22 protein-coding genes are annotated in these 22,708 nt (G+C 69.2%); 9 read left to right on the forward strand and 13 right to left on the reverse strand.

The features are described from left to right. The first annotated feature begins 246 nt into the window (after nt 1–246). The 3 genes from mtnA to mtnC are packed head-to-tail and all read left to right on the forward strand — an operon-like array spanning nt 247 to nt 3,298. Nucleotides 247–1,995, forward strand: a complete 1,749-nt coding sequence (gene mtnA / locus KO481_RS24405) for an S-methyl-5-thioribose-1-phosphate isomerase (RefSeq protein WP_215920007.1) — start codon at nt 247–249, stop codon at nt 1,993–1,995. A 12-nt stretch (nt 1,996–2,007) separates the two neighbouring features. Continuing rightward, entirely contained in the window at nt 2,008–2,580 is a 573-nt protein-coding gene (locus KO481_RS24410) for a 1,2-dihydroxy-3-keto-5-methylthiopentene dioxygenase (RefSeq protein WP_215920008.1), read from the forward strand. Between the two features lie 28 nt (nt 2,581–2,608). Next, on the forward strand, nt 2,609–3,298 hold the full coding sequence (gene mtnC, locus KO481_RS24415; RefSeq protein WP_215920009.1) for an acireductone synthase: 690 nt from the start codon (nt 2,609–2,611) through the stop codon (nt 3,296–3,298). A 450-nt stretch (nt 3,299–3,748) separates the two neighbouring features. Here the strand turns inward: mtnC and KO481_RS24420 are convergent, their stop codons facing one another. The 4 genes from KO481_RS24420 to KO481_RS24435 are packed head-to-tail and all read right to left on the reverse strand — an operon-like array spanning nt 3,749 to nt 7,671. Next, nucleotides 3,749–4,321 carry a GTP-binding protein gene (locus KO481_RS24420; protein WP_215920010.1) on the reverse strand — a complete coding sequence of 191 codons (573 nt, stop codon included), beginning with the start codon at nt 4,319–4,321 and terminating at the stop codon, nt 3,749–3,751. A 14-nt stretch (nt 4,322–4,335) separates the two neighbouring features. Next, nucleotides 4,336–4,710 carry a DUF742 domain-containing protein gene (locus KO481_RS24425; RefSeq protein ID WP_215920011.1) on the reverse strand — a complete coding sequence of 125 codons (375 nt, stop codon included), beginning with the start codon at nt 4,708–4,710 and terminating at the stop codon, nt 4,336–4,338. Then, entirely contained in the window at nt 4,707–5,132 is a 426-nt protein-coding gene (locus KO481_RS24430; protein WP_215920012.1) for a roadblock/LC7 domain-containing protein, read from the reverse strand. Before KO481_RS24430 ends, KO481_RS24425 begins: the two co-directional genes overlap by 4 nt. Then, nucleotides 5,110–7,671 (reverse strand): sensor histidine kinase, encoded by a 2,562-nt coding sequence (locus tag KO481_RS24435; protein WP_215920013.1) that lies wholly within the window; start codon nt 7,669–7,671, stop codon nt 5,110–5,112. Before KO481_RS24435 ends, KO481_RS24430 begins: the two co-directional genes overlap by 23 nt. Before the next feature lie 416 nt (nt 7,672–8,087). Between KO481_RS24435 and KO481_RS24440 the strand changes: the two genes are divergently transcribed. Continuing rightward, the gene (locus KO481_RS24440; protein WP_215920014.1) at nt 8,088–9,641 is read left to right on the forward strand and encodes a succinic semialdehyde dehydrogenase; all 1,554 of its coding nucleotides are present in this window, start codon (nt 8,088–8,090) and stop codon (nt 9,639–9,641) included. Between the two features lie 63 nt (nt 9,642–9,704). Here KO481_RS24440 and KO481_RS24445 read toward each other — a convergent pair whose 3' ends face one another. The 4 genes from KO481_RS24445 to KO481_RS24460 form a co-directional block, all read right to left on the reverse strand. After that, nucleotides 9,705–9,902, reverse strand: a complete 198-nt coding sequence (locus tag KO481_RS24445; protein ID WP_215920015.1) for a hypothetical protein — start codon at nt 9,900–9,902, stop codon at nt 9,705–9,707. Between the two features lie 4 nt (nt 9,903–9,906). Then, nucleotides 9,907–10,335, reverse strand: a complete 429-nt coding sequence (locus KO481_RS24450; RefSeq protein ID WP_215920016.1) for a DUF779 domain-containing protein — start codon at nt 10,333–10,335, stop codon at nt 9,907–9,909. Next, nucleotides 10,335–11,855 (reverse strand): acetaldehyde dehydrogenase ExaC, encoded by a 1,521-nt coding sequence (gene exaC, locus KO481_RS24455; RefSeq protein ID WP_308166782.1) that lies wholly within the window; start codon nt 11,853–11,855, stop codon nt 10,335–10,337. Before exaC ends, KO481_RS24450 begins: the two co-directional genes overlap by 1 nt. 143 nt (nt 11,856–11,998) lie before the next feature. Continuing rightward, nucleotides 11,999–13,258: a transcriptional regulator gene (locus KO481_RS24460; RefSeq protein WP_245401427.1), complete on the reverse strand. Its 1,260-nt coding sequence runs from the start codon at nt 13,256–13,258 to the stop codon at nt 11,999–12,001. Between the two features lie 62 nt (nt 13,259–13,320). Between KO481_RS24460 and KO481_RS24465 the strand changes: the two genes are divergently transcribed. After that, nucleotides 13,321–14,196 carry a TIGR03621 family F420-dependent LLM class oxidoreductase gene (locus KO481_RS24465; RefSeq protein WP_215920018.1) on the forward strand — a complete coding sequence of 292 codons (876 nt, stop codon included), beginning with the start codon at nt 13,321–13,323 and terminating at the stop codon, nt 14,194–14,196. 24 nt (nt 14,197–14,220) lie between these two features. On the opposite strand, the gene KO481_RS24470 is transcribed toward KO481_RS24465, so the two are convergent. Continuing rightward, nucleotides 14,221–14,541 (reverse strand): hypothetical protein, encoded by a 321-nt coding sequence (locus KO481_RS24470; RefSeq protein WP_215920020.1) that lies wholly within the window; start codon nt 14,539–14,541, stop codon nt 14,221–14,223. 135 nt (nt 14,542–14,676) lie between these two features. Here KO481_RS24470 and KO481_RS24475 point away from each other — a divergent pair, with 135 nt between their 5' ends. Next, nucleotides 14,677–14,817 carry a hypothetical protein gene (locus tag KO481_RS24475; RefSeq protein WP_245401428.1) on the forward strand — a complete coding sequence of 47 codons (141 nt, stop codon included), beginning with the start codon at nt 14,677–14,679 and terminating at the stop codon, nt 14,815–14,817. An 87-nt stretch (nt 14,818–14,904) separates the two neighbouring features. Here the strand turns inward: KO481_RS24475 and KO481_RS24480 are convergent, their stop codons facing one another. From KO481_RS24480 to KO481_RS24490, 3 genes are all read right to left on the reverse strand, one after another. Then, complete coding sequence (locus KO481_RS24480; protein ID WP_215920022.1) at nt 14,905–15,798, reverse strand: helix-turn-helix transcriptional regulator; 894 nt, start codon at nt 15,796–15,798, stop codon at nt 14,905–14,907. A 128-nt stretch (nt 15,799–15,926) separates the two neighbouring features. Then, complete coding sequence (locus KO481_RS24485; protein ID WP_215920024.1) at nt 15,927–16,730, reverse strand: SDR family oxidoreductase; 804 nt, start codon at nt 16,728–16,730, stop codon at nt 15,927–15,929. Between the two features lie 343 nt (nt 16,731–17,073). Next, entirely contained in the window at nt 17,074–17,604 is a 531-nt protein-coding gene (locus KO481_RS24490) for a Tn3 family transposase (protein WP_308166765.1), read from the reverse strand. On the opposite strand from KO481_RS24490, the gene KO481_RS24495 reads away from it, so the two are divergent. After that, the gene (locus KO481_RS24495; protein ID WP_215920026.1) at nt 17,603–18,634 is read left to right on the forward strand and encodes an aldo/keto reductase; all 1,032 of its coding nucleotides are present in this window, start codon (nt 17,603–17,605) and stop codon (nt 18,632–18,634) included. The genes KO481_RS24490 and KO481_RS24495 overlap by 2 nt on opposite strands. Nucleotides 18,635–19,111: 477 nt before the next feature. After that, complete coding sequence (locus tag KO481_RS24500; RefSeq protein WP_308166766.1) at nt 19,112–19,855, forward strand: M50 family metallopeptidase; 744 nt, start codon at nt 19,112–19,114, stop codon at nt 19,853–19,855. An 85-nt stretch (nt 19,856–19,940) separates the two neighbouring features. Here KO481_RS24500 and KO481_RS24505 read toward each other — a convergent pair whose 3' ends face one another. Continuing rightward, complete coding sequence (locus KO481_RS24505; protein ID WP_215920027.1) at nt 19,941–20,750, reverse strand: tetratricopeptide repeat protein; 810 nt, start codon at nt 20,748–20,750, stop codon at nt 19,941–19,943. Between the two features lie 426 nt (nt 20,751–21,176). On the opposite strand from KO481_RS24505, the gene KO481_RS24510 reads away from it, so the two are divergent. Then, nucleotides 21,177–22,691: an FAD-dependent monooxygenase gene (locus KO481_RS24510; protein WP_215920028.1), complete on the forward strand. Its 1,515-nt coding sequence runs from the start codon at nt 21,177–21,179 to the stop codon at nt 22,689–22,691. The last annotated feature ends 17 nt before the right edge of the window (nt 22,692–22,708 follow it).

Genomic DNA, 22,708 nt, shown 5'->3' on the forward strand with positions numbered 1-22,708 from the left:
TGTCCGGTCCGGACGCCGCGCTCACCGAACGCGTCATGGCGTCCGTGGACCCGCGTGACGCGCCGCTGATCCTGGAATTCATCCGTCACGCGGCCTGACACGCGACGGGTTAGGTTGGTGGCCAGGCGGTGTTCGGGCTGCCGGGCGCCGGGATCGGCGTGCGCGTAAACCTGGTGGGCGATTCGGCGGCCTGGTTCGATACCGTTGATTACTGCAGTGTCAGGTTCAGGGCTGAGGGTTGTGCGGATGGGTGAGAGTTCGATCGCGTGGGTTGATGGCGCGCTGGTCATCATCGATCAGCGGGCGCTGCCGCGCGAGGTCCGTTCGCTGCGGATCACCACGGTCGACGGGGTGATCGAGGCGATCGCGACGCTGGCGGTCCGGGGCGCGCCCGCGATCGGCGTGGCGGGGGCCTTCGGGGTGGTGCTGGCCGCGCTCGCGCACGCCGGTGACGAGGCGCGGGTGTTGGCGGAGGCCGAGCGGATCGCCTCCGCACGCCCGACCGCGGTGAATCTGGCGTGGGGGGTGCGCCGGGCGCTGCGCAGGCTCCCGGACGGGGCGACGGCGATGCTCGAGGAGGCGATGGCGATGCTCGATGAGGATGGCCAGGTCAATCGGGCCGCGGCGGCGCATGCGGCGGATCTGGTGCAGCGGGTGTGCCCGGATCGGCCGCTGCGGATGCTGACCCATTGCAATACCGGCCGGCTCGCGACGGCCGCGTTCGGCACCGCGCTGGGCGCGATCCGCGTGCTGGCGCAGCGCGGGGCGATCGAATCGGTGCTGGTGGACGAGACCCGGCCGCTGCTGCAGGGTGCGCGACTGACCGCATGGGAGCTGGTTGAGGCGGGGATCCCGCATCGGCTGACCATCGATTCGGCCGCGGCGTGGGCGATGCGGACCGGGCAGGTGGACTGCGTGGTGGTGGGGGCGGACCGCATCACCGCCGACGGGTCGGTCGCGAACAAGATCGGCACGTACGCGCTGGCGTTGGCCGCGCACCACCACGGCATCCCGTTCGTGGTGGTCGCGCCGGAATCGACGCGGGATCTCGCGACCGCGACCGGTGATGAGATCGTCGTGGAGGAACGTGCCGAGAAGGAGATCACCGAAGTGGCGGGAGTGGCGACCGCTCCTGCGGGCACCGCGGTGTTCAATCCCGCATTCGATGTGACGCCACCCGAATTGGTGACCGCCGTTGTGACGGAGAACGGGGTCGTCAGCGGCACGGTCATCGGGCGCGACCCTGCCGCAGAGCGTGATCACGTGGCCTCGCAATCGCGGGCGGGATCGGTGGTGCGAGGGGGCGTCGAGGATGCCGGCGCAGAGACGGAATTGGTTGCGGCACAGTCGATTGCCAACCTCGCGCGTGGACTGTACGGGCGCGGCTGGATGCCGGGCACGGCAGGAAACATCTCCGTGCGCGCCGGCAAGGCCGCCGTTGTCACCGGCAGCGGGCTGTCCAAGGGTGAGCTCGGGGCTTCCGACATGGTCACGGTGAATATCGCCGACTCACAGCAGATTTCGGGCCTTCGCAGGCCCTCGGCGGAGACTGCGATCCACACCGCGATCTACCGCGCCACGGGCGCCGAGGCGGTGGTACACGTGCATCCTCCCTATGCGACCGTGCAGTCGATCACGGCACCCGCGGAGGCCGGTACCACGGATTCCGGTGGCGCGGTGGCGCGACCGGCCGATGCCCCGGCGACGTTGCGGTTCACCGGATACGAGCTCATCAAGGGCCTGGGGGCTGCGGAAATCATCGATATTCCGGTGTTCGCGAACCATCCGGACGTTTCGCGCATCGGCGCGGATATCGAGCGGTATCTGATCGAGCATCCGGCGGCGCCGCCGGTGCTGTTCATCGCCGGGCACGGCATCACCGCGTGGGGTGCGGGCCTGGCGCAGGCACGCGATCGGGCGGAATGCCTCGAGGCGATGTGCGAGCTGGTATCACTGAGCGGGCGCCGCAACATCGGCGCCGACCCGGGTGTGTGAGGAGAGACCACAATGACTCTGCTGCAGGTGATGTCCGATTCCGATGCGGGCGCGGTGGTGCTGCGCACCGAGGATCCGGCGGTGATCGAGGCCGAATTGTCGCGTCGCGGCATCGTTTTCGATCGCTGGCCGGTGGCTACCGGCGTCGCAGCGGCGCCGACGGAGCAGATTCTGGCCGAATACGGCGGGCGGATCAGCGATTTGAACGGTGACGGCCGTTACAAGCACATCGATGTCGCGCGCATCCATCCGGACGACGGCGATCCGCAGTGGCCCGAGAAGGCCGTGGCGGCGCGGGAGAAGTTCCTGTCCGAGCACCGGCACGCCGAGGACGAGGTGCGTTTCTTCGCCTCCGGGCGCGGCTGCTTCTACCTGCACCTGGACGGTGAGGTCGTTGCGGTGGTCTGCGAGGGCGGGGATCTGGTGTCGGTGCCCGCGGGCACGCGGCACTGGTTCGACATGGGCTCGCGGCCGGACTTCCTGGCGATCCGGTTCTTCGAGGAGGAGGACGGCTGGGTGGGAGATTTCACCGGCGACAGGATCGGGGCGAACTTCCCGACCCTCGACGAACTTGTGAATGCATGACACGGCGCGGCTGCGGCGAGGTGGGGTCGTGATCAGCGCGATCGTCGTCGATATCGAGGGCACCACGAGCCCGACCGCCTCGGTGCGCGAGGATCTGTACGGCTATACCCGTACCCACCTGCCGCAGTGGCTGGCGGACAACCGGGGCGGCCCGGCCGATGCGGTGCTGTCCGGGACGCGTGAGCTGGCGGGCGAGCCCGCGGCCGACGAGTCCCGGGTCGCGGAGATCCTGTGCGGGTGGCTGGATTCCGATGTGAAGGCCGCACCGCTCAAGGCGGCGCAGGGCGCGATCTGCGCGGAGGGTTTTCGTTCCGGGGCGCTGCACGGGGAGTTCTTCCCGGATGCCCCGCCCGCGCTGGCCGCCTGGCATGCGGCGGGCCTGGCGCTGCACGTGTACTCCTCGGGTTCGGTACGCAATCAACAGGATTGGTTCACCTTCGCCCGCGGCGGGGATCTGTCGCCGCTGATCGGCGGCTGGTTCGATCTGAATTCCGCGGGGCCCAAGCGCGAATCCGCCTCGTACGACAAGATCGCCGGGGCCATCGGGACGCCCGCCGACCGGATCCTGTTCCTGTCCGATCATCCGGACGAGCTGGATGCCGCAAGCGCGGCGGGCTGGCGGGCGGTGGGGGTAACTCGCCCCGGGGAACCGAATTCCCCACGGCCGCCGCATCACTGGATCGGCTCGTTCGCTGAGGTCGATCTCGCGAGCTACTGACACCAACAGTTCGATCGGGGTCCTCGATCCTCGCGCACTCTACCGAACCGTCGGTAATGGCCCCTATCGGGCCCCGCCCCAGACTTTACCGTCTCGTGACGTCGGACGGGCGACCATTTGCCTGGGCACGGATCTACTTCCGACAGAAGGGAAAGTCCTTGTCTATCACGCGATTTGCAGCCTGCTCTATGCTGGCGGCGGCAGCGGCGGTGACCCTCGGCGCCGGCACCGCCGCGGCGAGCATCCCCCTGCAGCCCACGCCTCCGGCGGTCGGCCCGGCGCATAACGACGGCTCACAGGCTAACCCGGGTGCGAGCCTGCCCGTTGCGGGCAGCACTCCCGTTTGCCTTCCGGGCGGCGGTTCCTCCAACCCGTGTCTGCTCACCGAGTTGTTGACCGCGGCGTCGTCGTAACCCTCGGTCCGGCGACGCGCCGCTGGCGCCCGTTACTTCAGCTCACGCCGACGGAGGCCTGCTGGATCAGGTGTTCCACCAGGGTCATCAGTACCGTCTTGCACGAGCCGCGGTCGCGGGCGTCGCACAGCACTACCGGTTGGCGCCCGTCCAGGTCGAGGGCCTCGCGGACCTCGTCGGGGGTGTAGACGGGGGCGCCGTCGAAGCAGTTGACCGCGACGGCGAAGGACAGCCCGCGCCGCTCGAAGTAGTCGATGGCGGCGAAGGAGTTCTCGAGCCGCCGGGTGTCGGCGATGACGACCGCGCCGAGGGCGCCGCGCGCCAATTCGTCCCACAGGAACCAGAATCGGTCCTGGCCGGGGGTGCCGAACAGGTACAGCACCAGGCTCGGGTCGATGGTGATGCGCCCGAAATCCAGTGCGACGGTGGTGGTTTTCTTGTCCTCCACGCCCGACAGATCGTCGACGCCGGTGGACAGTTCGGTGATGAGTTCCTCGGTGCGCAGGGGCGCGACCTCGCTGATGGAGGCGACCATGGTGGTCTTGCCGACGCCGAAGCCACCGGCGACGAGGATCTTGACCGACGCGGCGAGCCCCGCCGCGGACGACATTTCAGGCACGTTGCTCAGAGCTTTCGGATTCCGGCCAGGACGGCGCGCAGGACGGTCAGGTCGCCGGGCCCGGCGTCTGTTGGGGCGGGCGCCCGGAAAATCAAGTGCCCCTCGCTGATTAGATCACCGACGAGGATTTTCGCTACGGCCAGAGGCAGTTTCAGCAGGGCCGAGACCTCGGCCACCGACATCGGCTTGCGGCACAGCTCGATGATTTCCGCGTATTCCGGCTCCGCCCGCCGCATGGCCGGCGCCCGGTCGGCGGTCACCACCAGGGTGAGCATGTCCAGTTCGTGTCCCGCCCCGATGGTGCGGCCACGCGTGACGGCGTAGGGGCGGACCAGCGGGCCCGCCGCGTCGTCGTACCACGACTGACCGTTTTGCGTCATGACGATCGATACTCCATGTGTTCGGCCATGCCCTGTCGCGCGGTGGTGGACAGGTAACTGCCCACGCGCTGCACGGTCAGGTTCATCTCGTACGCGACCATACCCAAATTCGCGTTCTCGTTGGCCTGCAGGGCGATGCACGCGTTGCTGCCGGCGGCGGTGACGAACAGGATCGCGCGGTCCAGTTCGATCACCGCCTGGCGGACGCCGCCGCCGTCGAACCGGCTGCCAGCGCTGCGGGCCAGGCCGTACAGGGTGGAGGACATGGCCGCGAAGTGTTCGGAGTCTTCGCGGTTCATTGTGGTGGACCGGCCCAGCACCAGGCCGTCGGTGGAGTGCACGACGGCGTAGCGCACTCCGGCCAGGCGTTCGACGAGGTCGTCGAGCAGCCAGTTCAGGTCACCTGCGTGGGAAGTAGTCACCTTCGCCTTCCTGTTCGTCCCATGGGTTGCCGCCGGGCCGGGCGTTGCCGGTGTCCGGTGGGGCCTGACGCCCCTGACGGGTTCCGTTCTCGATGGCGGAGAAGAGATCTCGCGCCTGCTCCGCGGACCGGGTGGTGGGTGTGGCAGCGGGAGTCGAGGGCCGCTCGGGCGAGGTGCTCAGCTCCGGGGCCAGGCTGGCCTGGCGGCGCCGGCGCGGTAGCGGCGGGCGGGCGTCGCCGGGGGTGTGCGTGGTCTCCGGGCGCGGGGTGTCGGCGCGCCGCGGGGTCACCCCGCGGCGCAGCTCGGCGAGGTGAGCCGAATCGGTTGCGCGCGCGGAGGTGTCGGCGCGAGGGGTCTCGTCGGAGCGCTGGTACTCCTCGCGGTGCGGCGGCGCGTCGAAGCGGGTGGCCTCGTCGAGGTAGGAGCGTTCGTCGCGAGGCGACGGTGTATCGAACGCCGCGAAGTCGTCCTCGGGCCGCTCGTCGACCGCGGGCCGGGACGCGATGGCGACCGCGGACGATGCGGCGAGTTCGCCTGCGACCGACGGCATCTCGCCGGTCACCGATGCCGTGGGGATGCGCCGCACGGGCATCCGGTCGGAGAGGTGGTCCGCGACCGAGGCGTCGGTGGTGATCAGCGCGGTGGGGATCAGCACGATCGCGCGGATGCCGCCGTAGTCGGAGTCGGCCAGCCGCACGGTGATTGCGTGCCGGCGGCCCAGCTGCGCGACCACGAACAGGCCCAGCCGGGAGTCCGCGGTCAGTGCGGCGAGGCCGAAATCCGGTGGGTTGCGCAGCATCTCGTTGTGCCGCTCGAGGTCCTCGGGGGACAGGCCCATGCCCTGGTCGGAGATCTCCACGACCACGCCCTTGCCCACTCGGTTGGCGGTGACGTCCACCCGCGACTGCGGAGGGGAGAAGGAGGTGGCGTTGTCGACCAGTTCGGCGAGCAGGTGGATGACGTCGGCGACCGCGTCGCCGGAGACGAATATCTGCGGTATGCGGGCGGTGTGAACGCGGGCGTAGTCCAGGGTCTCACCGACCGCGCTGCGCACCAGCTCCACCAGCGGCACCGGGCGCCGCCACTGCCGTCCGGGGCGGCCACCGCCCAGGATGATCAGGTTCTCGGCATTGCGGCGCTCGCGGGTGGCCAGGTGGTCCAGCCGGAAGAAGGTGTCCAGCAGCGCGGGATCCTCCTGTTTGGACTCGACCTCGTCGAGCAGTTCGAGCTGGCGGTGGACGACCAGCTGGCTGCGGTGCGCGATGTTCAGGAACACCGCGCGCACGCCCTCGCGGGTCTTGGCCTCGGTGATGGCCGCGGTGACCGCGGCGGTGTGCGCCCGGTTGAACGCGTTGGCGACCGAGCCGATCTCGTCGCGCCCGAAATCCAGTCGGGCGGCCTCGGTTTCGGGGTCGACCGGTTCGCCCTCGCGCAGCCGGCGCATCGTTTCGGGCAGCCTGACCTCGGCCAGGGCGAGGGTTTCGGTCCGCAGTCGTTGCAGGCGCCCGATCATCCGGTTGGCCAGCCACAGCGCGACCAGGAAGGCCAGGATCGCGATGACCAGGGCGCTGCCGCCGGCGACCAGGGCGTTGTGGATGGTGGCCGCGGCGGTGTCGGTGGCCATGCGCTCGTTGACCCCACTCTGGGCGATCCATTGTTCGAGCAGGGCCTGGGAGACCTGCTCGGTCGCGGCGAGCCAGTCCTGCTTGCTCATCGGAAACTGTGGGGGACCGAGGGTTTCGGCGGTCTTCTTGGTCGGCGGGGTGGTCAGCACGGCCTGCTGCATGGCCGCGGTCTGCTGCCAGGCCGAGGTGGAGATCAGCGCGGTGAGCTGGGTGCCGACATTGCCGCCCAGGGCTTCGGCCAGCGGCAGGATCGCGGCCTGGTAGTAGCCGGAGTAGTTGCGCAGTTCGGTGGCGAGCGCGGGCGAGAGCGGGGTGCCGTCGAGCGTCGAGGCGGTCAGGGCGCTGGCGCGGGAGTACGCCTCGAGCGCGGACAGCAGCTGGTTGGCGTAGGCCAGTCCGGTGGCGACCTGGGCGTCGGGGGCGTTGCGCTGGACGATGGCGGTGCCCTGGGAGGCGCCGTCGAGGATCCGGTTATAGATCGCGTAGACCGCGTCGACCGGCAGGATGCCGGCGTCGATGCCATCGCGCAGGGCGGGCAGTTGCTGCTTGAGGGTGTCGATTCCGGCGGTGACGCCGGCCATCTTGCCCGAGCTGGCCTTGTCGAGCTGGGCGTCGACGGTGACCAGGCTGTCGATGGAGGTGTTGAAGTTGGTGCGGGCGGTGGCCAGGGCCTGCGATTGTGACCGGTCCCCGCCCAGGCGCCATAGCGACAGCAGCCGTTCCTGCTGGACGGCGTCCACCAGGCCCTTGGCGGGGCCGAGGCTGCTCTGCAGCGTGTTGGCCCACTGCTGTTGCTGTCGTCCCTGGTTTACCAGATATCCCGCCACGCCCACACCGATCACGAGCAACGTCAGGCTCGGAATGAGTGCAACTGCCAGAATGCGGGCTCGGACACCCAGCCTCGCGCTCAACATCGGCATAACGTAACCAATTCTAGTCGATTTAGCGATTCGGGACGGCCAGCGGAACCGGAATTTGACAACCGAACGCCGAATATGCTTGCACCCCTTGCAAGTTTGCCACCTCACCGCATTTCGGCGGGCAATGCGCACTGCCCAGGTAATAGTGTTTACCGAGCCGAGTTGCTAGGTAGCGGGCGCGGTTTCGTTTTCGTGATCGGCGCCGCAGAATTCGATGATGCCGATGCGCGGCGTCGCGGATGCGCACGCGTGGATCGTCCTGCGATCCAACCGGACCGCCGCACGCGGCGGTCACGATACCGGCTCCCGTGGCGGAGCTGATGTGCCCTCTTGCGACGAACGAGGTCGCCGCGGCCCCCGCGCGGTAGATTGTGTGTATCGCGCGGTTACTCACAAGTAGGAGGTCTGCTATGCCTGTACCGGAACCCGCCCTATTCGAGCGTCTGCGGGGATTCGCCGCGGTCGATTCCGCATCCGAGGGTACGTCGCGCACGATCACCGAGGTATTCACCGGGAATCCGCTGGGCGAGGTGCCGGTGGGCGCTGCCGAGGACGTCACCGCGGCGTTCGCCCGGGCGCGGGAGGCGCAGCGGGGGTGGGCGGGCCGGTCCGCGGGTGAGCGCGCGGCGGTGCTGGAGCGCTTCCGCGCGCTGGTGGTGCGCCACCGTAAGCAGCTGATGGACGTGATCCAGGCCGAGACCGGAAAGGCTCGCTGGGCCGCGCAGGAAGAGATCATGGGCCTGATGTTCGCGGCCCGGTACTTCTCCCGGGTCGCGCCGAAACTATTGGCCCCGCATGCGGTTCCGGGTGCGTTCCCGCTGCTGAACAAGGCGCAGGTACGTGCGGTGCCCAAGGGTGTGGTCGGGGTGATCGCGCCGTGGAACTATCCGATGCTGCTCTCGATCGGGGATGCGTTGCCGGCCTTGGCCGCCGGGAACGCGGTGGTGATCAAGCCCGACAGCCAGACGCCGTATTCGTCGCTGGCATGTGCGGAGCTGCTGCTGCGCGCGGGCGTGCCGCGCAATGTGCTGCAGGTGGTGCCCGGGCCCGGCGCGGTGGTGGGCACCGAGATCGTGCGCGAGTGCGACTATCTGATGTTCACCGGCTCCTCGGCGACCGGGCGCACCCTGGCCCGGCAGTGCGGGGACCGGCTGATCGGGTTCTCCGCGGAGCTGGGCGGGAAGAATCCGATGATCGTGGCGCGCGGGGCGAATCTGGAGCGGGCCGCGCGGGCGGCGGTGCGGGCGTGTTTCTCCAACGCCGGGCAGCTGTGCATCTCGATCGAGCGGCTGTATGTGGAACGGGCGGTGGCACAGGAGTTCACCGAGAAGTTCACCGCGGCGGCGCGCGCGGCGAAACTCGGTGCGGCCTACGACTTCTCGGCCGATATCGGCAGCCTGATCTCCGCCGCGCAGCTCGAGACGGTGTCCAAGCATGTGGCCGATGCGGTGTCCAAGGGTGCCACGGTGCTCGCGGGCGGCAGTGCGCGACCGGATCTGGGCCCGCTGTTCTTCGAGCCGACGGTGCTGTCGGGGGTCACCGACGAGATGGAGTGCGGCCGCGAGGAAACCTTCGGCCCGCTGGTGTCGATCTACCCGGTGGACACCGTCGAGGAGGCGATCGCGCGCGCCAACGACACCGAATACGGCCTCAATGCCAGTGTGTGGGCCCAGAGCCCGGCCGAGGGGCAGCGCATCGCCGAACAGCTGCACGCGGGCACCGTGTGCATCGATGAGGGCTACGCCCCGGCGTGGGGGACCACCGCGGCCCCGATGGGCGGCATGGGCATCTCGGGCGTGGGCCGCCGCCACGGTCCGGACGGGCTGCTGAAGTTCACCGAGCCGCAGTCGGTGGTACTGACCAGGTGGATGAATCTTGATGCGCCCCTGGGGCTTTCGCAGTCGCGCTGGCAGCCGATGCTGATGACGCTGGCGCGCGCGATCCGGTTCCTGCCCGGCCGCTGAGCCCGCGGAGCAGGGTGCCGCGACAAATGCCCTGCCGCTGTCGCGGCGTCCTTGCTACCGCACCTACGGCCAGGGCGTCCTGGAGGTCGCCGAGACGCTGCGCTCGGCGCTGGCCTGCGCCGCGGGCCACGCCAACGGCCGCATGCTCGGGCGCGGGTGATCTCGCGGGGACGGGACCGTCGCTGCCGCGCCGCCGAATCCGGCGGCGGCGCGGCAGCGCGGGGCGGTGTCCGGCTCGGAGTGGACGGCCGCGCCGGGCACTGCCTCAATCTGGTTCCGTGGCAATCGGTTCGGCGCCGGTGCGCGGCGGGCTGGCTGCGAGCGAGTCGACCTCGCTGTCGGTGAGCAGCCGGGAGCGGATCAGGAAACGCACGCCCTCGGGCGCCTCCAGGGAGAATCCGCTGCCCCGGCCCGGCACCACGTCCACGGTGAGGTGGGTGTGGCGCCAATACTCGAACTGGTCCGCGCTCATCCAGAACGGGGTACGCCCGGGCAGCTCGCCCAGCAGCACGTCCGCGGCGCCGACCCGGAATTCCCCGCGCGGGTAGCACATCGGGGAGCTGCCGTCGCAGCAGCCGCCGGACTGATGGAACATCACCGGACCGTGCCGGCGGACCAGGCCGCTCAGCATCGCGGCCGCCGCGTCGGTGATGCCGACGCGGCTGACCGGTTCCGGCGAATCGTCCCGGGGCATCAGAAGAATCCGAGCTTGTCCGGTGAGTAGCTGACCAGCAGGTTCTTGGTCTGCTGATAGTGGTCCAGCATCATCTTGTGGTTTTCCCGGCCGATGCCGGATTTCTTGTATCCGCCGAACGCGGCGTGCGCGGGATAGGCGTGGTAGCAGTTGGTCCACACCCGCCCGGCCTGCAACGCCCGCCCGATCCGGTACGCGGTGTTCATATCGCGTGACCACACGCCCGCGCCGAGCCCGTACAGGGTGTCGTTGGCGATGCCGATCGCCTCGTCCACGGTGTCGAATCGGGTCACCGATACCACCGGCCCGAAGATCTCCTCCTGGAAGATCCGCATGTCGTTGGTGCCCTCGAAGATGGTGGGCTCGATGTAGTACCCGCCGGGGTAGCCCTCGACCTTGCGTGTCTCACCGCCGGTGAGCACCGTGGCACCCTCGCGGCGGCCGATGTCGATGTAGGACAGGATCTTCTCGTACTGGTCGTTGCTGGCCTGCGCGCCGATCATGGTGCTGCTGTCCAGGGGGTTGCCGCCGGTGATGTTGCGGGTGCGTTCGATGCAGCGCTCGAGGAACCGGTCGTAGATCGAGGCGTGGACCAGCGCCCGCGACGGGCAGGTGCACACCTCGCCCTGGTTCAGGGCGAACATCACGAAGCCCTCGATCGCCTTGTCCAGGAACGCATCGTCGTTTGCCATCACGTCGGGCAGGAAGATGTTGGGGCTCTTGCCGCCCAGTTCCAGGGTGACCGGGATGATGTTCTCGCTCGCATACTGCATGATCAGCCGGCCGGTGGTGGTCTCCCCGGTGAAGGCGACCTTGGCCACGCGCGAGCTGGCGGCCAGGGGCTTGCCGGCCTCGACGCCGAATCCGTTGACCACGTTGACCACTCCCGGCGGCAGCAGGTCCGCGATCAGCTCGATCACCAGCAGCAGCGAGGCGGGGGTCTGCTCGGCGGGCTTGATGATCACGCAGTTGCCCGCGGCCAGGGCGGGTGCGAGTTTCCAGGCGGCCATGAGGATGGGGAAGTTCCAGGGAATGATCTGCCCGACCACCCCGAGCGGCTCGTGGAAGTGGTAGGCGACGGTATCGGCGTCGACCTCGGAGATCCCACCCTCCTGCGCGCGCACCGCGCCGGCGAAATACCGGAAGTGATCGACCGTCAGCGGCAGGTCCGCGGCCAGGGTCTCGCGGACGGGTTTGCCGTTCTCCCAGGTTTCCGCGACGGCCAGGCGTTCCAGGTCGCCCTCGATGCGGTCGGCGATCCGGTTGAGCAGCGCGGCGCGCTGCGCGACCGGGGTGGCGCCCCAGGCGGGGGCCGCGGCGTGGGCGGCGTCCAGGGCCAGCTCGATGTCGGCGGCGGTGGATCGGGCGACCTCGCAGAAGGTTTCGCCGTCGATGGGGGAGGGATTCTCGAAATAGCGTCCCTCGACCGGCGCGGTCCAGTCGCCGCCGATGAAGTTGTCGTAGCGGCGGGCGAATTCGACGATGCTGCCGTTGGTTCCGGGCTTGGCGTAGATCATGATGCTCGCTTCTGGTGCGACGGCGGCGCGGGCGGGCCCTCACTGTTGTGTTGCGCACGCAACCCGGCGCCCGTGCCGCGGAGTGATCCGGACGGGCGTCAGTGTGGATCGGCGGGGTTGGCGCAAGGTTGGCGCGGACCGCGCGCTCAGCTGTGCAGTGCGGCGTGCAGGCGCGCGGCCACGGCGGGTCTGCGCTGATCGCCCGGCGCGAGCAGGCGCAACGCGTGTTCGTGTACCGCGACGTCGTCGGCGCAGCGGGTGCCGTATTGCACTGCGTGCGTGGGCGATCCGCTGGCCAGCACCGCGGTGCGCAGGCTCACCGCCAGGTATTCGCGCCACTGCACGATGCCGGGGGTGTCCGAGCCGGGCAGCAGCGGGCCGCTATACAGCCGCAGCGCGGTGCTCAGGTCCCCGGCGGCGATGGCGTCGAGCAGTTCCAGCGCGTCGCAGTCGATGGGGCGCGAGAGCATGTAGCGGCGGCTGGTGATCTCCCCGCCGGTGGCGTGGCGCAGGTGGGAGACATCGGATTTGAGAGTGCCCGGCGCGACCGGGCGGTCGCCGTAGACCGCGGCGTGCAGGGCCTGGGGGGTGTATCCGGCGGGCTCGAGGGCCAGCAGGGTCAGGATCTCGAGCTGGCGGGGCTTGAGCCGCACCGTCGTGCCCGCCCGGTGCAGGGTCGCGGCGCCCAGGCATTCCAGGCGGATGTCCGCCGCACCGGTGGGCAGGTCGGCGGGCAGCTGGGACTGTATCGCCGCGGCCAGTGCCCGCACGGTGGACATGGCCAGCGGATGCGAGCGCTCCCAGCTGCTGGACAGGTCGATGACCCCGAGGCGGCGGCCGTCGGGGGCGTTGATCGGCGCGCTGTAGCACACCCAGCTGTGCAGGGCGGCGATGAGATGCTCGGCGGAGAACACGGTGCTGGGCTGTCCGGTGCACAGCGCCAGGGACATCGCGTTGGTGCCCATGTGCTGCTCGTCCCAGCGGCCGCCGGGGGCGAAGTTGAGTTGTTCGGCGCGCCGGCGCAGTACCCGTCCGCCGGAGACCCACAGGATGGTGCCGCGCTCGTCGGTGACGCAGGCGGCGAATCCGGAATCATCGGTGATGCTGTGCAATTCGTCGGCCAGCGCGGTGACCGGGCCGCGCAGCGGGGAGCGCGCCCAGCGCGAGCCGATCTCCTCGTCGTCGGCGGGCGCGGCGCGGCGTGCCGGGTCGACGGTGTTCAGGGAGCGCTGCCAGGATTCGATGACCTCCTCGCGCAGCCGCGAGCTCTCGGGCGGGGTGGCCCGGGCATGCGGGCTCGCCCAGCGGGCCCACTCCTGTTCCAGTGCGGCGCGCTGCTGGGAAAGCGTGTGTGCGAGTGGCATGGCACCAGCCTCGTCGTCCGGGAAGTCCCTGCGCTCTCTCATGATTGCGCACCCGGCCCGGCGGCGGAGGAATTCGCCGGGCATCGGACCGGTTGTCTGGAGTTATGTCCCTTCCCTTTCGTTTCGGCGTCAACATGCTCACCGTCGAGTCCAAGGCGGCCTGGATAGAAAAGTGCCGCAAGGCAGAGGATCTGGGCTTCGATGTGATCAGCGTGCCCGACCATCTGGGCCTGCCGGCGCCGTTCCCGGCGATGATGCTCGCGGCCCAGGTCACCGAGCGCGCCCACGTCAACTCGTTCGTGCTCAACGTGCCCTTCTACAACCCGGTGTTGCTCGCGCGTGAGGCGATCACGCTCGATGCGCTCACCGACGGACGGGTCGAGCTGGGCCTGGGCGCGGGATATGTGAAGGCCGAATTCGACAGCGCGGGTATCGCATTCCCCGGTGCGGGCCGGCGCGTGGATCAGGTCGCGGAATTCGCGGCCACGCTGCGCAGTGCGAGCGCCGATCCGCAGTACCAGCCGCAACCGGCCCGCCCGGGTGGCCCACGCCTGCTCATCGCGGGCTGGGGCGACCGGCTCCTGCGGGTGGCTGCCGAACACGCGGATATCGTGGCGTTCACCGGCGGCAGCGCTGCGGACAGTGGCCTGCTCACCGCGGCCACGCCGCAGGAACTCGACAAGCGGGTCGCGTACGTGCGTGGGCTGCTCGGGGACCGGGCCGCGAGCACCGAATTCAACATTCTGCTGCAGGCGGTCGCGGGGCCGGGCGAACGGGATGTGCTGCGGGCGCGGCTCATCACGACCGTGCCCGAGGGCGGGCAGCAGGACATCGAGGAGCTGCCGACGGTGCTGGCGGGTACGCCCGAGCAGATGGCCGATCAGCTGCGCGAGCGCCGTGAACGGTTCGGAATCAGCTACTTCACGACCCTCGAGCCGAGCATGGACGCGCTGGCGAAGGCGATCGAGCTGGTGCGCTGAGCAGGTCCGGTATCCGGGCGGCCCCTACTGGTTCAGGAAGATGCCGGCGATGTTGGCGTTCTTGATGGTCGTGGCGGAGTTGCGCTGATTGCTGCACAGGAAGTTCACCGCGATGATGGTGGCGTCGACCTGAGTGCCGGCGGGGTCGTGGTTGTTGCCGGTCTGCTGTTGGATGAATTTGGTGATCGTCAGGCGCTGGGTGTCCTGGTCCTGCTTGACGTAGTCGCTGCAGGCGGTTTCCCCGCCCTTGTTCAGGTAGGTCTTGACCTCGGTGCATCCGGTCAGCAGCGGTGCGGCGGCGGCCAGGACGGCGAGACCGGCGGCGGCCCATCGCAGGCGCTTCATCGGATCTTCCTCTCCTCGGCTCCCCGGATGTTCCGGGAAGGTTCGCCCGTCAGCCTAGAGGTTCGCCCGGCGCTGGGGACTGCTCGTCGGTGGTTCGGCAGGATCGGGCAGAGTGCTTCGCGCGCAGGACGGTTCGTGACAGCGGGCTCGACCGCGGGTGTCCTGTCGGGGCATACCTCGGTGCGCAGCCTGGTGAAGTACGCACGGGTGTCCGACGACGGGTTGCGGCGGTATCAGGCCGACAGCGACCCGGCCGCGAGGCGGCGGGGTCGCTGATCGAGAGCCGGTTTTCGGTGGGAGCGTTCAGCGGCAGATTGTTGCCCCACGTCATGGTCCGCTGACTAGTACGGCTGAAGGGGTGGACTATCCGTTGTGTGCTTCGAGCTCGGTCGCCAGCGTCTGTTGGGTGGCCGCCCACGACGCCAGGAGCGCTAAATTGTCAGCGGTCGGCGTGCCCGCGGGTGCGGTGTAGACGGTGAGGTGCAGGCCGGGTTCGGCGGGCAGTTCCAGGGACTCGACGTCCAAGTCGAGCTGGCCCACGATCGGATGGTGCACCCGCTTGCGTCCGGACCGGTGCAGCCGCACGTCCCGAGATGCCCACCGCTGCCGGAATAACTCACTGCACGTTGACAGTTCGCCGACTAGGGCGATCAGCTCCTCGTCGTGCGGATTGCGGCCGGCTTCCATGCGTAGCTTCGCGGCCACATCGCAGGCGATTTGGTCGTAGTCGACGAAGAAATCTTTGGCCGCCTCGGGAGCTAGATAGACGAACCGCGCTGTGTTCGCGGGCCGTCGCGGGTCGGCCAGCACCGGTGAAAACAGCGCGCGGGCGAGTTGATTCATGGCGAGCACGTCATAACGTCCGTTACAGATCCAGGCCGGCGCATCGGAGATGGCATCGAGCACCTGCTGCAGCGTCGAGCGCACCGTCACGGCAGGCCTGCGCCGGCGTGGACCGCTGGGCGCCTCGGATCGGCGCGCGAGGTGGAACAGGTGGTCGCGCTCGGCCTCGTCGAGTTGCAAGGCAGAGGCCAACGCGTCGAGCACACCATCGGAGGCACCGGCGAGGCTGCCGCGCTCCATACGCACGTAGTAGTCGACCGATACCCCCGCCAGCAGCGCCACCTCCTCGCGACGCAGACCTTTGACCCGACGATTGCCGCCGTAAGCGGGCAGGCCCGCTTGCTCGGGTGCGATGCGGGCGCGACGCGAGCTGAGAAACTCCCGGATATCGGTGCGTAGATCCATCGTGGCCATCCCCTCACCGTAAGCCCGTCCCGCAGTCCGAGGGAGGCACTGCGGGTACCCCGGCGACTGCGTTGAGACCCGATTCGGAGGTGTTTCACGGGGGCTCGTCGGCCGCTGGCAAAGCCTCGCGCCGACGCCTAGGTACCTGATGCGGTCGTGGCGGTGCCGCCGTCGACCGGGATGATGGCGCCCGTCAGGTAAGACCCGGCCCGGCTAGCGAGGAACACGGCGACACCTGCCATGTCGTCGTCGCGGCCGAGCCGGCGCAGAGGGGCCTTCGCCGCGATCGTGTCACCGATGGCATCGAGCGTGGACGCCATCATCTGCGACGGGAACACTCCTGGGGCTACCGCGTTTACCGTGACGTGCTGTGGGCCCAGTTCCCTGGCAAGCACCCTGGTGAGTTGATGGAGTGCCGCTTTGCTGCTGGCGTACGAGTAGTTGGGCGACTCGGCGACGTGGATGGCGGCGATACTGCCGATGTTGATGATCCGCGCGGGAGCATCGGCGGTGCCCGCCCTGCGAAGTGCGGGCAGCAGCGCCTGCACCAGCCAGAACGGCGACTTGAGGTTGAGGTCGATCACTGCGTCCCAGGCCTCGTCCGGGAACGTCTCCAGCGGCTCGCGCCACATCGCTCCCGCGTTGTTGACGAGGATGTCCAGGCGTTCCGAGTCGACCTTGACAAGATCAGCGAGCCGCTGACACTCGTCGTGCCTGGACAGGTCGGCGGGGAATGCTTGAACGTCGCCGAATTCGGACAGCAGATGCTGTGCCTCCGCGCACGTGTCCGCATTGCGTGAGCTGATAATGACGCGGGCGCCCGCCTGCAGAAGGCCGCGCGCGATCATCATCCCAATGCCCCTGGTGCCGCCAGTGACAAGTGCGTATTTCCCACTCAGATCGAAAAGGTCTGCGTGAGTGGTGAACTGGTTGTCCGCCATTGGTCTTCGTCCGTTCTATCGTGGAAGCATGTGCTGACACGGTCGCGCGTCCGGTGCAGCTGAATTGAACTGATGGGGGTAAAGCTGCAATGCGTGTCCATGAAGTGTTGCCGGCGCTTTCGTTGGTGTAGCTGGGAGCCGACTCAACCAGGTTGACAGGCGTTTTGGACGTCTGGGAGACCCTGGTGAAACAGGTACTGTGAGAGCCACCCTTGCCTGGTGCGCTGACTCACGCTGCCACAATCATTCCTGCACAGTCACTTTCGTGATTGCTTTGATCTGTGTTGCGACCCGGCATCGTCCGGGCATCCGCAAGGGTTTGATCGCGTGGTCCGGTGCCCGGTCACCAGCGGCATTGCCCTGGGCACCGGCAGCCGGGGCTCACTCGTCGGCGGGGGGTGTCGGGATCAAGCAGCGGCCGGTGTGTTCCGCCGAGGTCGGGTAGGTAGAAGCTGTAGTGTCCGTCGATGCCGATATGGCTCCGCACGAACGGCGAGAGCCGGGCTACGTCCGCGTCGTCGACCGGGTAGCCCTGGGCGCGCAGTTCGGTCAGGGCCCGGTCCATGTAGACGGTGTTCCACAGCACCACGCAGTTCAAGGTGCGGGTCATCTCGCCCTTGCGGCCGTGGAAGATTCGCCGCGCGAGGTTGTGACGCCCCTCGGTGAGGTTGGCCTGGGCCTTGATCTCACGACGGTAGGGTTCGTCGTCGGCCAGGCGTAGCACGTGCAGCGATTTGAAGATCCGCCCGAAGTGGGCGACCGCGTGCCCCAGCGAGGTCGGTTGCCCGTCCCGGGAGATCATGCGGGTGACCTCGTGGGCGCTCCGTGACTTTTCTCCCGGATGCTCCTCAACCCCCACTAAGTTCATCATCATGGAGTACACGAAGCTGGGTTCCACCGGTTTGATCGTTTCGCGGATGGCATTCGGCGCGATGACATTCACCTCCGGCAATGCCGATATGGCCGCGGTCGCGAAGGTCGGCGCGGAGGTGGCCGATCAGCTGGTGGGCCGCTCGCTGGACGCGGGCATCAATTTCTTCGACACCGCCGACGGGTACGCCGGGGGTGAGTCGGAGGTGCTGCTGGGGCGGGCGCTGGGTGCGCGCCGCGACGAGGTCGTGCTGGCGACGAAGGTCGGGTTCCGCACCGGGGCGCCGCTGGTGCGCTCGGGTCTGTCGCGGCGGCACATCCTGTGGTCGATCGAGCAGAGCCTGAAGCGGCTGGGCACGGATTGGATCGATGCGTACATCGTGCACCGGGAGGATCCGCTGACCCCGCTGGAGGAGACGCTGGCGGCGCTGGACGAGGTGGTGCGCGCGGGCAAGGTGCGGTATCTGGGATTCTCGAACTGGTCGGCGTGGAAGGTAGCCGCGGCGCTGGAGATCCAGCGCGCCAACGGGTTCGCGCCGTTCACCCACGGTCAGATGTACTACTCGCTGGTCGGGCGCGACGTCGAGCGCGATGTGATTCCGATGATGCGCCGGTACGGTCTGGGCATGACCGTGTGGAGCCCGCTGGCCAGCGGATTCCTCTCGGGTAAGTACACCCGCGAGAATCTCACCGACCCGGACAATCGCCTGTCGGGTTTCGATCTGCTGCCGCACGACAAGGAGCAGGGTTTCGCGCTGATCGAGCGGATGCGCGTGATCGCGGACAAGCATTCGGCCACCGTTGCCCAGGTCGCGCTGGCGTGGCTGCTGGCCCAGCCCGCGGTGACCAGTGTGCTGCTGGGCGCGAGCAAGCTGCATCAGCTCGAGGACAATCTCGGTGCGGCGCAGGTGAAGCTGACCGCGGAGGAGATCGCGGAACTGGCCGAGGGGATGCCGCCCGCGCCGGTCTACCCGAACTGGTTCATCGATAATCTGCGCGACGAGCCGACCTCGGGGGTCGCCCGCCGCGACTGAGCCACCGCGCTCACCCGTGCCCCGGAATCGGCTGGTATCGCCGGTGTGGGGGCCGCGGAACCGGCCGCGGCCTCCACACGCGCGGTGTCGGCTCGGGATGCCTTGCGATGCCGTCGTTCTCGTACCCCGCGATCAGGGCGAGGAGTGTGCGCACTGATACCCGGCGTCGCTCACCGGCTCCTGCGATAGCACGATCACCCTCGATCGGTGGGCGAAGGCGGGCCGGCGGCGATCTGCCGCCGGAACCCCTCACCGGCGCTCGAATTCGGATGACCGTGAGCCCACGCCCGGCGAGAACACTCTGCATTTTCACCACTGTGGAGTCCTGCGACCACGACCGCCGCCTGCAGCACCGGACCACGAGACGTGCGGCGAACATGCCCGTCTTCCCGAGTGTGGTTCCCGGGTGGGGTGTCGTCTGCGACCGGGGCGATGGTGTGGTCTGCGCGAGGGCGGTGGTGCGGATACCCTACGGCGGTGAGTTCGTCGTGGTTCGCAGGTGCCGGGTCGTTGTCGTCGGTGGGTGATCGGCTGGGGCTGGTGTCGGCGCATCCGCCGCTGTGGGTGGTGCTGGCCACCGCGGCGGCGGCGCTGGCGGTGGTGTTGTATACGCCGGTGTGGCGGGTGTTGCGCACGGGGGTGACGATCGCGCACGAGGGCGGGCACGCGCTGGTGGCGGTGCTGACCGGGCGCAGCCTGCGGGGGGTGCGGTTGCACTCGGATACCTCGGGAGTCACCGTCTCGCGCGGGAAACCGTATGGGCCGGGCATGATTTTGACGACGATGGCCGGGTATCCGGCCCCGTCGCTGCTGGGGCTGGGGTGTGCGGCGCTGCTGGGGGTGGGGCGGCTGACGTTGATGCTGTGGTTGTTCGTTGCGGCGCTGGTGGTGCTGCTGTTGTTGATCCGGAATCTGTTCGGGCTACTGGCCGTGGTGGTCGCGGGTGGGCTGGTGTTCGCGGTCTCGTGGTACGGAAATGTGGTGGTGCAGGGCGTGTTCGGGTACGCGGTGGCGTGGTTTCTGCTGTTCGGTGGGTTGCGGGCGGTGGTCGAGTTGCAGCGGGTGCATGTGCGTGGGGACGGGTCGGATGCCGATCAGCTCTCGCGGCTGACGCATCTGCCCGCGCTGCTGTGGGTGCTGGTGTTCGGGGGCGCGTCGCTGGCCTCGACGGTGGTCGGTGGCGGACTGCTGGTGGGGCACTGGACCTTCGCGGCGCCCTGAGTCGCTCGGCTTCCGAGTGGTCGGGCCGCGCACCCCACGTCGGCCCCGCGCATGCGGCGCCTGTCCGTATTCGGCCCGGGTGCGTTCAGGTTGGCGTCATGCCGCTCGCGACTGCGCGCCATCGCCTGGCCTCGCTCGCATTCCCCGTGCGGTCCAGCACTTCTGCCAGCCCGGCCATCGCGCGGATGTCGCCGTGGTCGGCCGCGGCGCGCCACCAGTGTTCGGCCTCGGTCAGTTCGCCGCGCCGGAAGCGCACCACCCCGAGGTCGTAGGCGGCGCCCAGGTGCCCGAAGTCCGCGGCCTGGGTCCACAGCGCGCAGGCCTGATCGGTGTCGCCGCGGCCGTGCATGGCCACGCCGAGGTCGTAGAGCGCGCCGCGGTAGCGGGATCGGTCGTCCTCGAGGGTGCGTACGCCGATCCGGACGACGAGTTCGGTGAAATCGGGGGCGCCGATGCCCGTGCTGCACCGCAGTGTCGGCCGTGCGGGGCCGGGGGCGCGGTCGATGAGGACGCCGTAGTTTCCGATCCAGGACACGGTCAGGCCGTCGGCGGGCATCCAGACCGGGGTGAGGGTGAATGCGGCCTCGGGTCCGGCCCCGCGCAGTTCGATGTCGACCCCGCCGGTCATCGCGTCGGTCCACACGTCGACCCCGCGGAGGCGCCGCCCGTTCAGGGCGACGTGGCCGCTGAGCACCGAGACGCCGATGCCGAGCCCGATGACTCCGGCCGGCGGCGCGGACCGTTGCAGCGTCAGGGTCAGCACGACCGGGTCGGCGCCGAGTGGTTCGCAGTACATGGGATGTACTCGCTGGCCGTGCCATTCGATCGAGTCCGCGCTGCCGTACCGCTCGGCCAGCGTGGTGTCCTGCTCGTCATACGGGTACGGCCCGGTCATCGTGCCGCCGCCTTTCGCCGGAGCTTGCTGCGGGGTGGTGTGCCGATACCGTAGTCCTCGGGCGTGCGCGAAAGTCCGTGAGCCCCGGCAAGTTTGCTGGATCGCGGTGTCCAGCAAACATCGGATCCCGTTGCGGGGCTATGTTTTGCGTTAATTGCACGTTTACATCGATAGCCGACGGGATGCCCGGCACCGTTTCGTGTGGTCGGTGAAAATTGTTCGGGCCGAACAGTTCTCGATGTATGCGGTATGCGCCTGATCGAGGTCCGGGTGCCGTCGCGGGCGCCGCTCGCCCGGAATGCCCCGGTTGCCGGACGAATTCCGTTGGGGTCTCGCAATAGCCGGCAGAGGGGCCATGCCGCCGGACCGCGGCCGCGTAAGCCGGATGCAAGGCCTATGCAATCGCGGCCGGGCAGCCTGGGATCCATGACCGAGACATTCGATGTGGTGGTGGTCGGCGCCGGGCCGGTCGGGCTGATGCTGGCGTGCGAGCTGAGGCTGGCCGGGGTGGAGGTGCTGGTGGTCGAGCGGCTGACCGAGCCGGACCCGACCATCAAAGCTGGAGCGATCAATGTGCCCACCGCGCAGGCGTTCTACCGTCGTGGCCTGCTGCCGCAGCTGGTGCAGCGGCACCGGGCCGCGGTGGCCGGGTTGGCCGGGCCGGTGCCCCCGAATCTGTCCCCGCGCGAGCGGGGTCCGGTTCCGGGCGGGCATTTCGCCGGGATCTGGCTGGATCTGGCCGATATCGACCTGACCGATCCCGCGTTCGCGGAGCTGGGCCCGCTCGAGGAGGCCATGCTGATCCCACAGCAGGGGATCGAGGAGATCCTGACCGCGCGGGCCGCGGAGCTGGGTGTGCGGATCCGGCGCGGCGCGGAGCTGACCGGGTTCACCGACGACGCGGACTGCGTGACGATCTGGCTGGGGGACACCGTGATTCGCGCGGGCTGGCTAGTGGGCTGCGACGGCGGCCGCAGCACGGTGCGCAAGCTGGCCGGATTCGAATTCCCGGGCGTGGATCCCCTGATCACCGGGCATCAGGCGCTGGTGGAGATGTCGGGTGCGCAGGACCTGCCGCGCGGCTGGCACAGCACCGAGACCGGCGTCTTCGCCCACGGTCCCCATCCCGGGCGGATCCTGACCGTGCAGCTCGACGGTCCGCCCGCGGACCGCGACGCCCCGGTCACCGCCGCGGAACTGCAGCGGGCGGTGCGCGCGGTGTCGGGTGTGCCGGTGCGGATCACCGCGGTGCGTTCGGCGACCCGGTTCACCGACAACACCCGGCAGGCGCGCGAGTATCGCCGGGGGCGGGTGCTGCTGGCCGGGGACGCCGCGCACGTGCATTCGCCGTTCGGCGGTCAGGGCCTGAATCTGGGGATCGGGGATGCGGTGAATCTGGGCTGGAAGCTGGCGGCGGTGGTGGCGGGCCGCGCGGGCGCGGAGCTGCTCGATACCTATACCGCCGAACGGCATCCGATCGGGGCGTGGGTGCTGGAATGGACTCGCGCCCAGGTGGCGATCATGCGCCTGGATACGCACAGCCGCGCCATGCGGGCGGTCACCGAGGAACTGCTGGCCACTCGCGACGGTGCGACCACGGTGTTCAAGCGGATCTCGGGCGTGCTGCACCGCTACGACCTGGGCCCGGGCCACCGGCTGGTGGGCGGGTCGGCCCCGGACATCGTCCTGGCCGACGGCACCTGCCTGGGCGAGCACGGACGCGACGGGCGTGGGTTGCTGCTGGATCTGACCGATTCACCGGACCTGCGCGCCATCGCTGAGCCGTGGGCCGACCGGGTGTGCGTGGTGACCGCGAAATCCGCCGAGCCCCGCGCGCTTTCGTCGATGTTGGTCCGCCCGGACGGCATCGTCGCCTGGGCCGCGGACGAGGGCATCGACGGTCTCGGGGACGCCATGGCCCGGTGGTTCGGCGGTTTGTGACCGGGGCCGAGGCGACG

This window comes from Nocardia albiluteola (assembly GCF_018860155.1).
Classification (GTDB): Bacteria; Actinomycetota; Actinomycetes; order Mycobacteriales; family Mycobacteriaceae; genus Nocardia; species Nocardia albiluteola.

Coding starts and splice junctions, on each gene's coding strand:
- mtnA (WP_215920007.1), top strand. CDS start 247: ATGGGTGAGAGTTCGATCGCGTGGGTTGATGGCGCGCTGGTCATCATC.
- KO481_RS24460 (WP_245401427.1), bottom strand. CDS start 13,258: ATGAGAGAGCGCAGGGACTTCCCGGACGACGAGGCTGGTGCCATGCCA.
- KO481_RS24450 (WP_215920016.1), bottom strand. CDS start 10,335: ATGCCCCGGGACGATTCGCCGGAACCGGTCAGCCGCGTCGGCATCACC.
- KO481_RS24440 (WP_215920014.1), top strand. CDS start 8,088: ATGCCTGTACCGGAACCCGCCCTATTCGAGCGTCTGCGGGGATTCGCC.
- KO481_RS24495 (WP_215920026.1), top strand. CDS start 17,603: ATGGAGTACACGAAGCTGGGTTCCACCGGTTTGATCGTTTCGCGGATG.
- KO481_RS24435 (WP_215920013.1), bottom strand. CDS start 7,671: ATGTTGAGCGCGAGGCTGGGTGTCCGAGCCCGCATTCTGGCAGTTGCA.
- KO481_RS24410 (WP_215920008.1), top strand. CDS start 2,008: ATGACTCTGCTGCAGGTGATGTCCGATTCCGATGCGGGCGCGGTGGTG.
- KO481_RS24490 (WP_308166765.1), bottom strand. CDS start 17,604: ATGATGATGAACTTAGTGGGGGTTGAGGAGCATCCGGGAGAAAAGTCA.
- KO481_RS24465 (WP_215920018.1), top strand. CDS start 13,321: ATGTCCCTTCCCTTTCGTTTCGGCGTCAACATGCTCACCGTCGAGTCC.
- KO481_RS24505 (WP_215920027.1), bottom strand. CDS start 20,750: ATGACCGGGCCGTACCCGTATGACGAGCAGGACACCACGCTGGCCGAG.
- KO481_RS24420 (WP_215920010.1), bottom strand. CDS start 4,321: ATGTCGTCCGCGGCGGGGCTCGCCGCGTCGGTCAAGATCCTCGTCGCC.
- KO481_RS24470 (WP_215920020.1), bottom strand. CDS start 14,541: ATGAAGCGCCTGCGATGGGCCGCCGCCGGTCTCGCCGTCCTGGCCGCC.
- KO481_RS24480 (WP_215920022.1), bottom strand. CDS start 15,798: ATGGCCACGATGGATCTACGCACCGATATCCGGGAGTTTCTCAGCTCG.
- KO481_RS24510 (WP_215920028.1), top strand. CDS start 21,177: ATGACCGAGACATTCGATGTGGTGGTGGTCGGCGCCGGGCCGGTCGGG.
- KO481_RS24485 (WP_215920024.1), bottom strand. CDS start 16,730: ATGGCGGACAACCAGTTCACCACTCACGCAGACCTTTTCGATCTGAGT.
- KO481_RS24425 (WP_215920011.1), bottom strand. CDS start 4,710: ATGACGCAAAACGGTCAGTCGTGGTACGACGACGCGGCGGGCCCGCTG.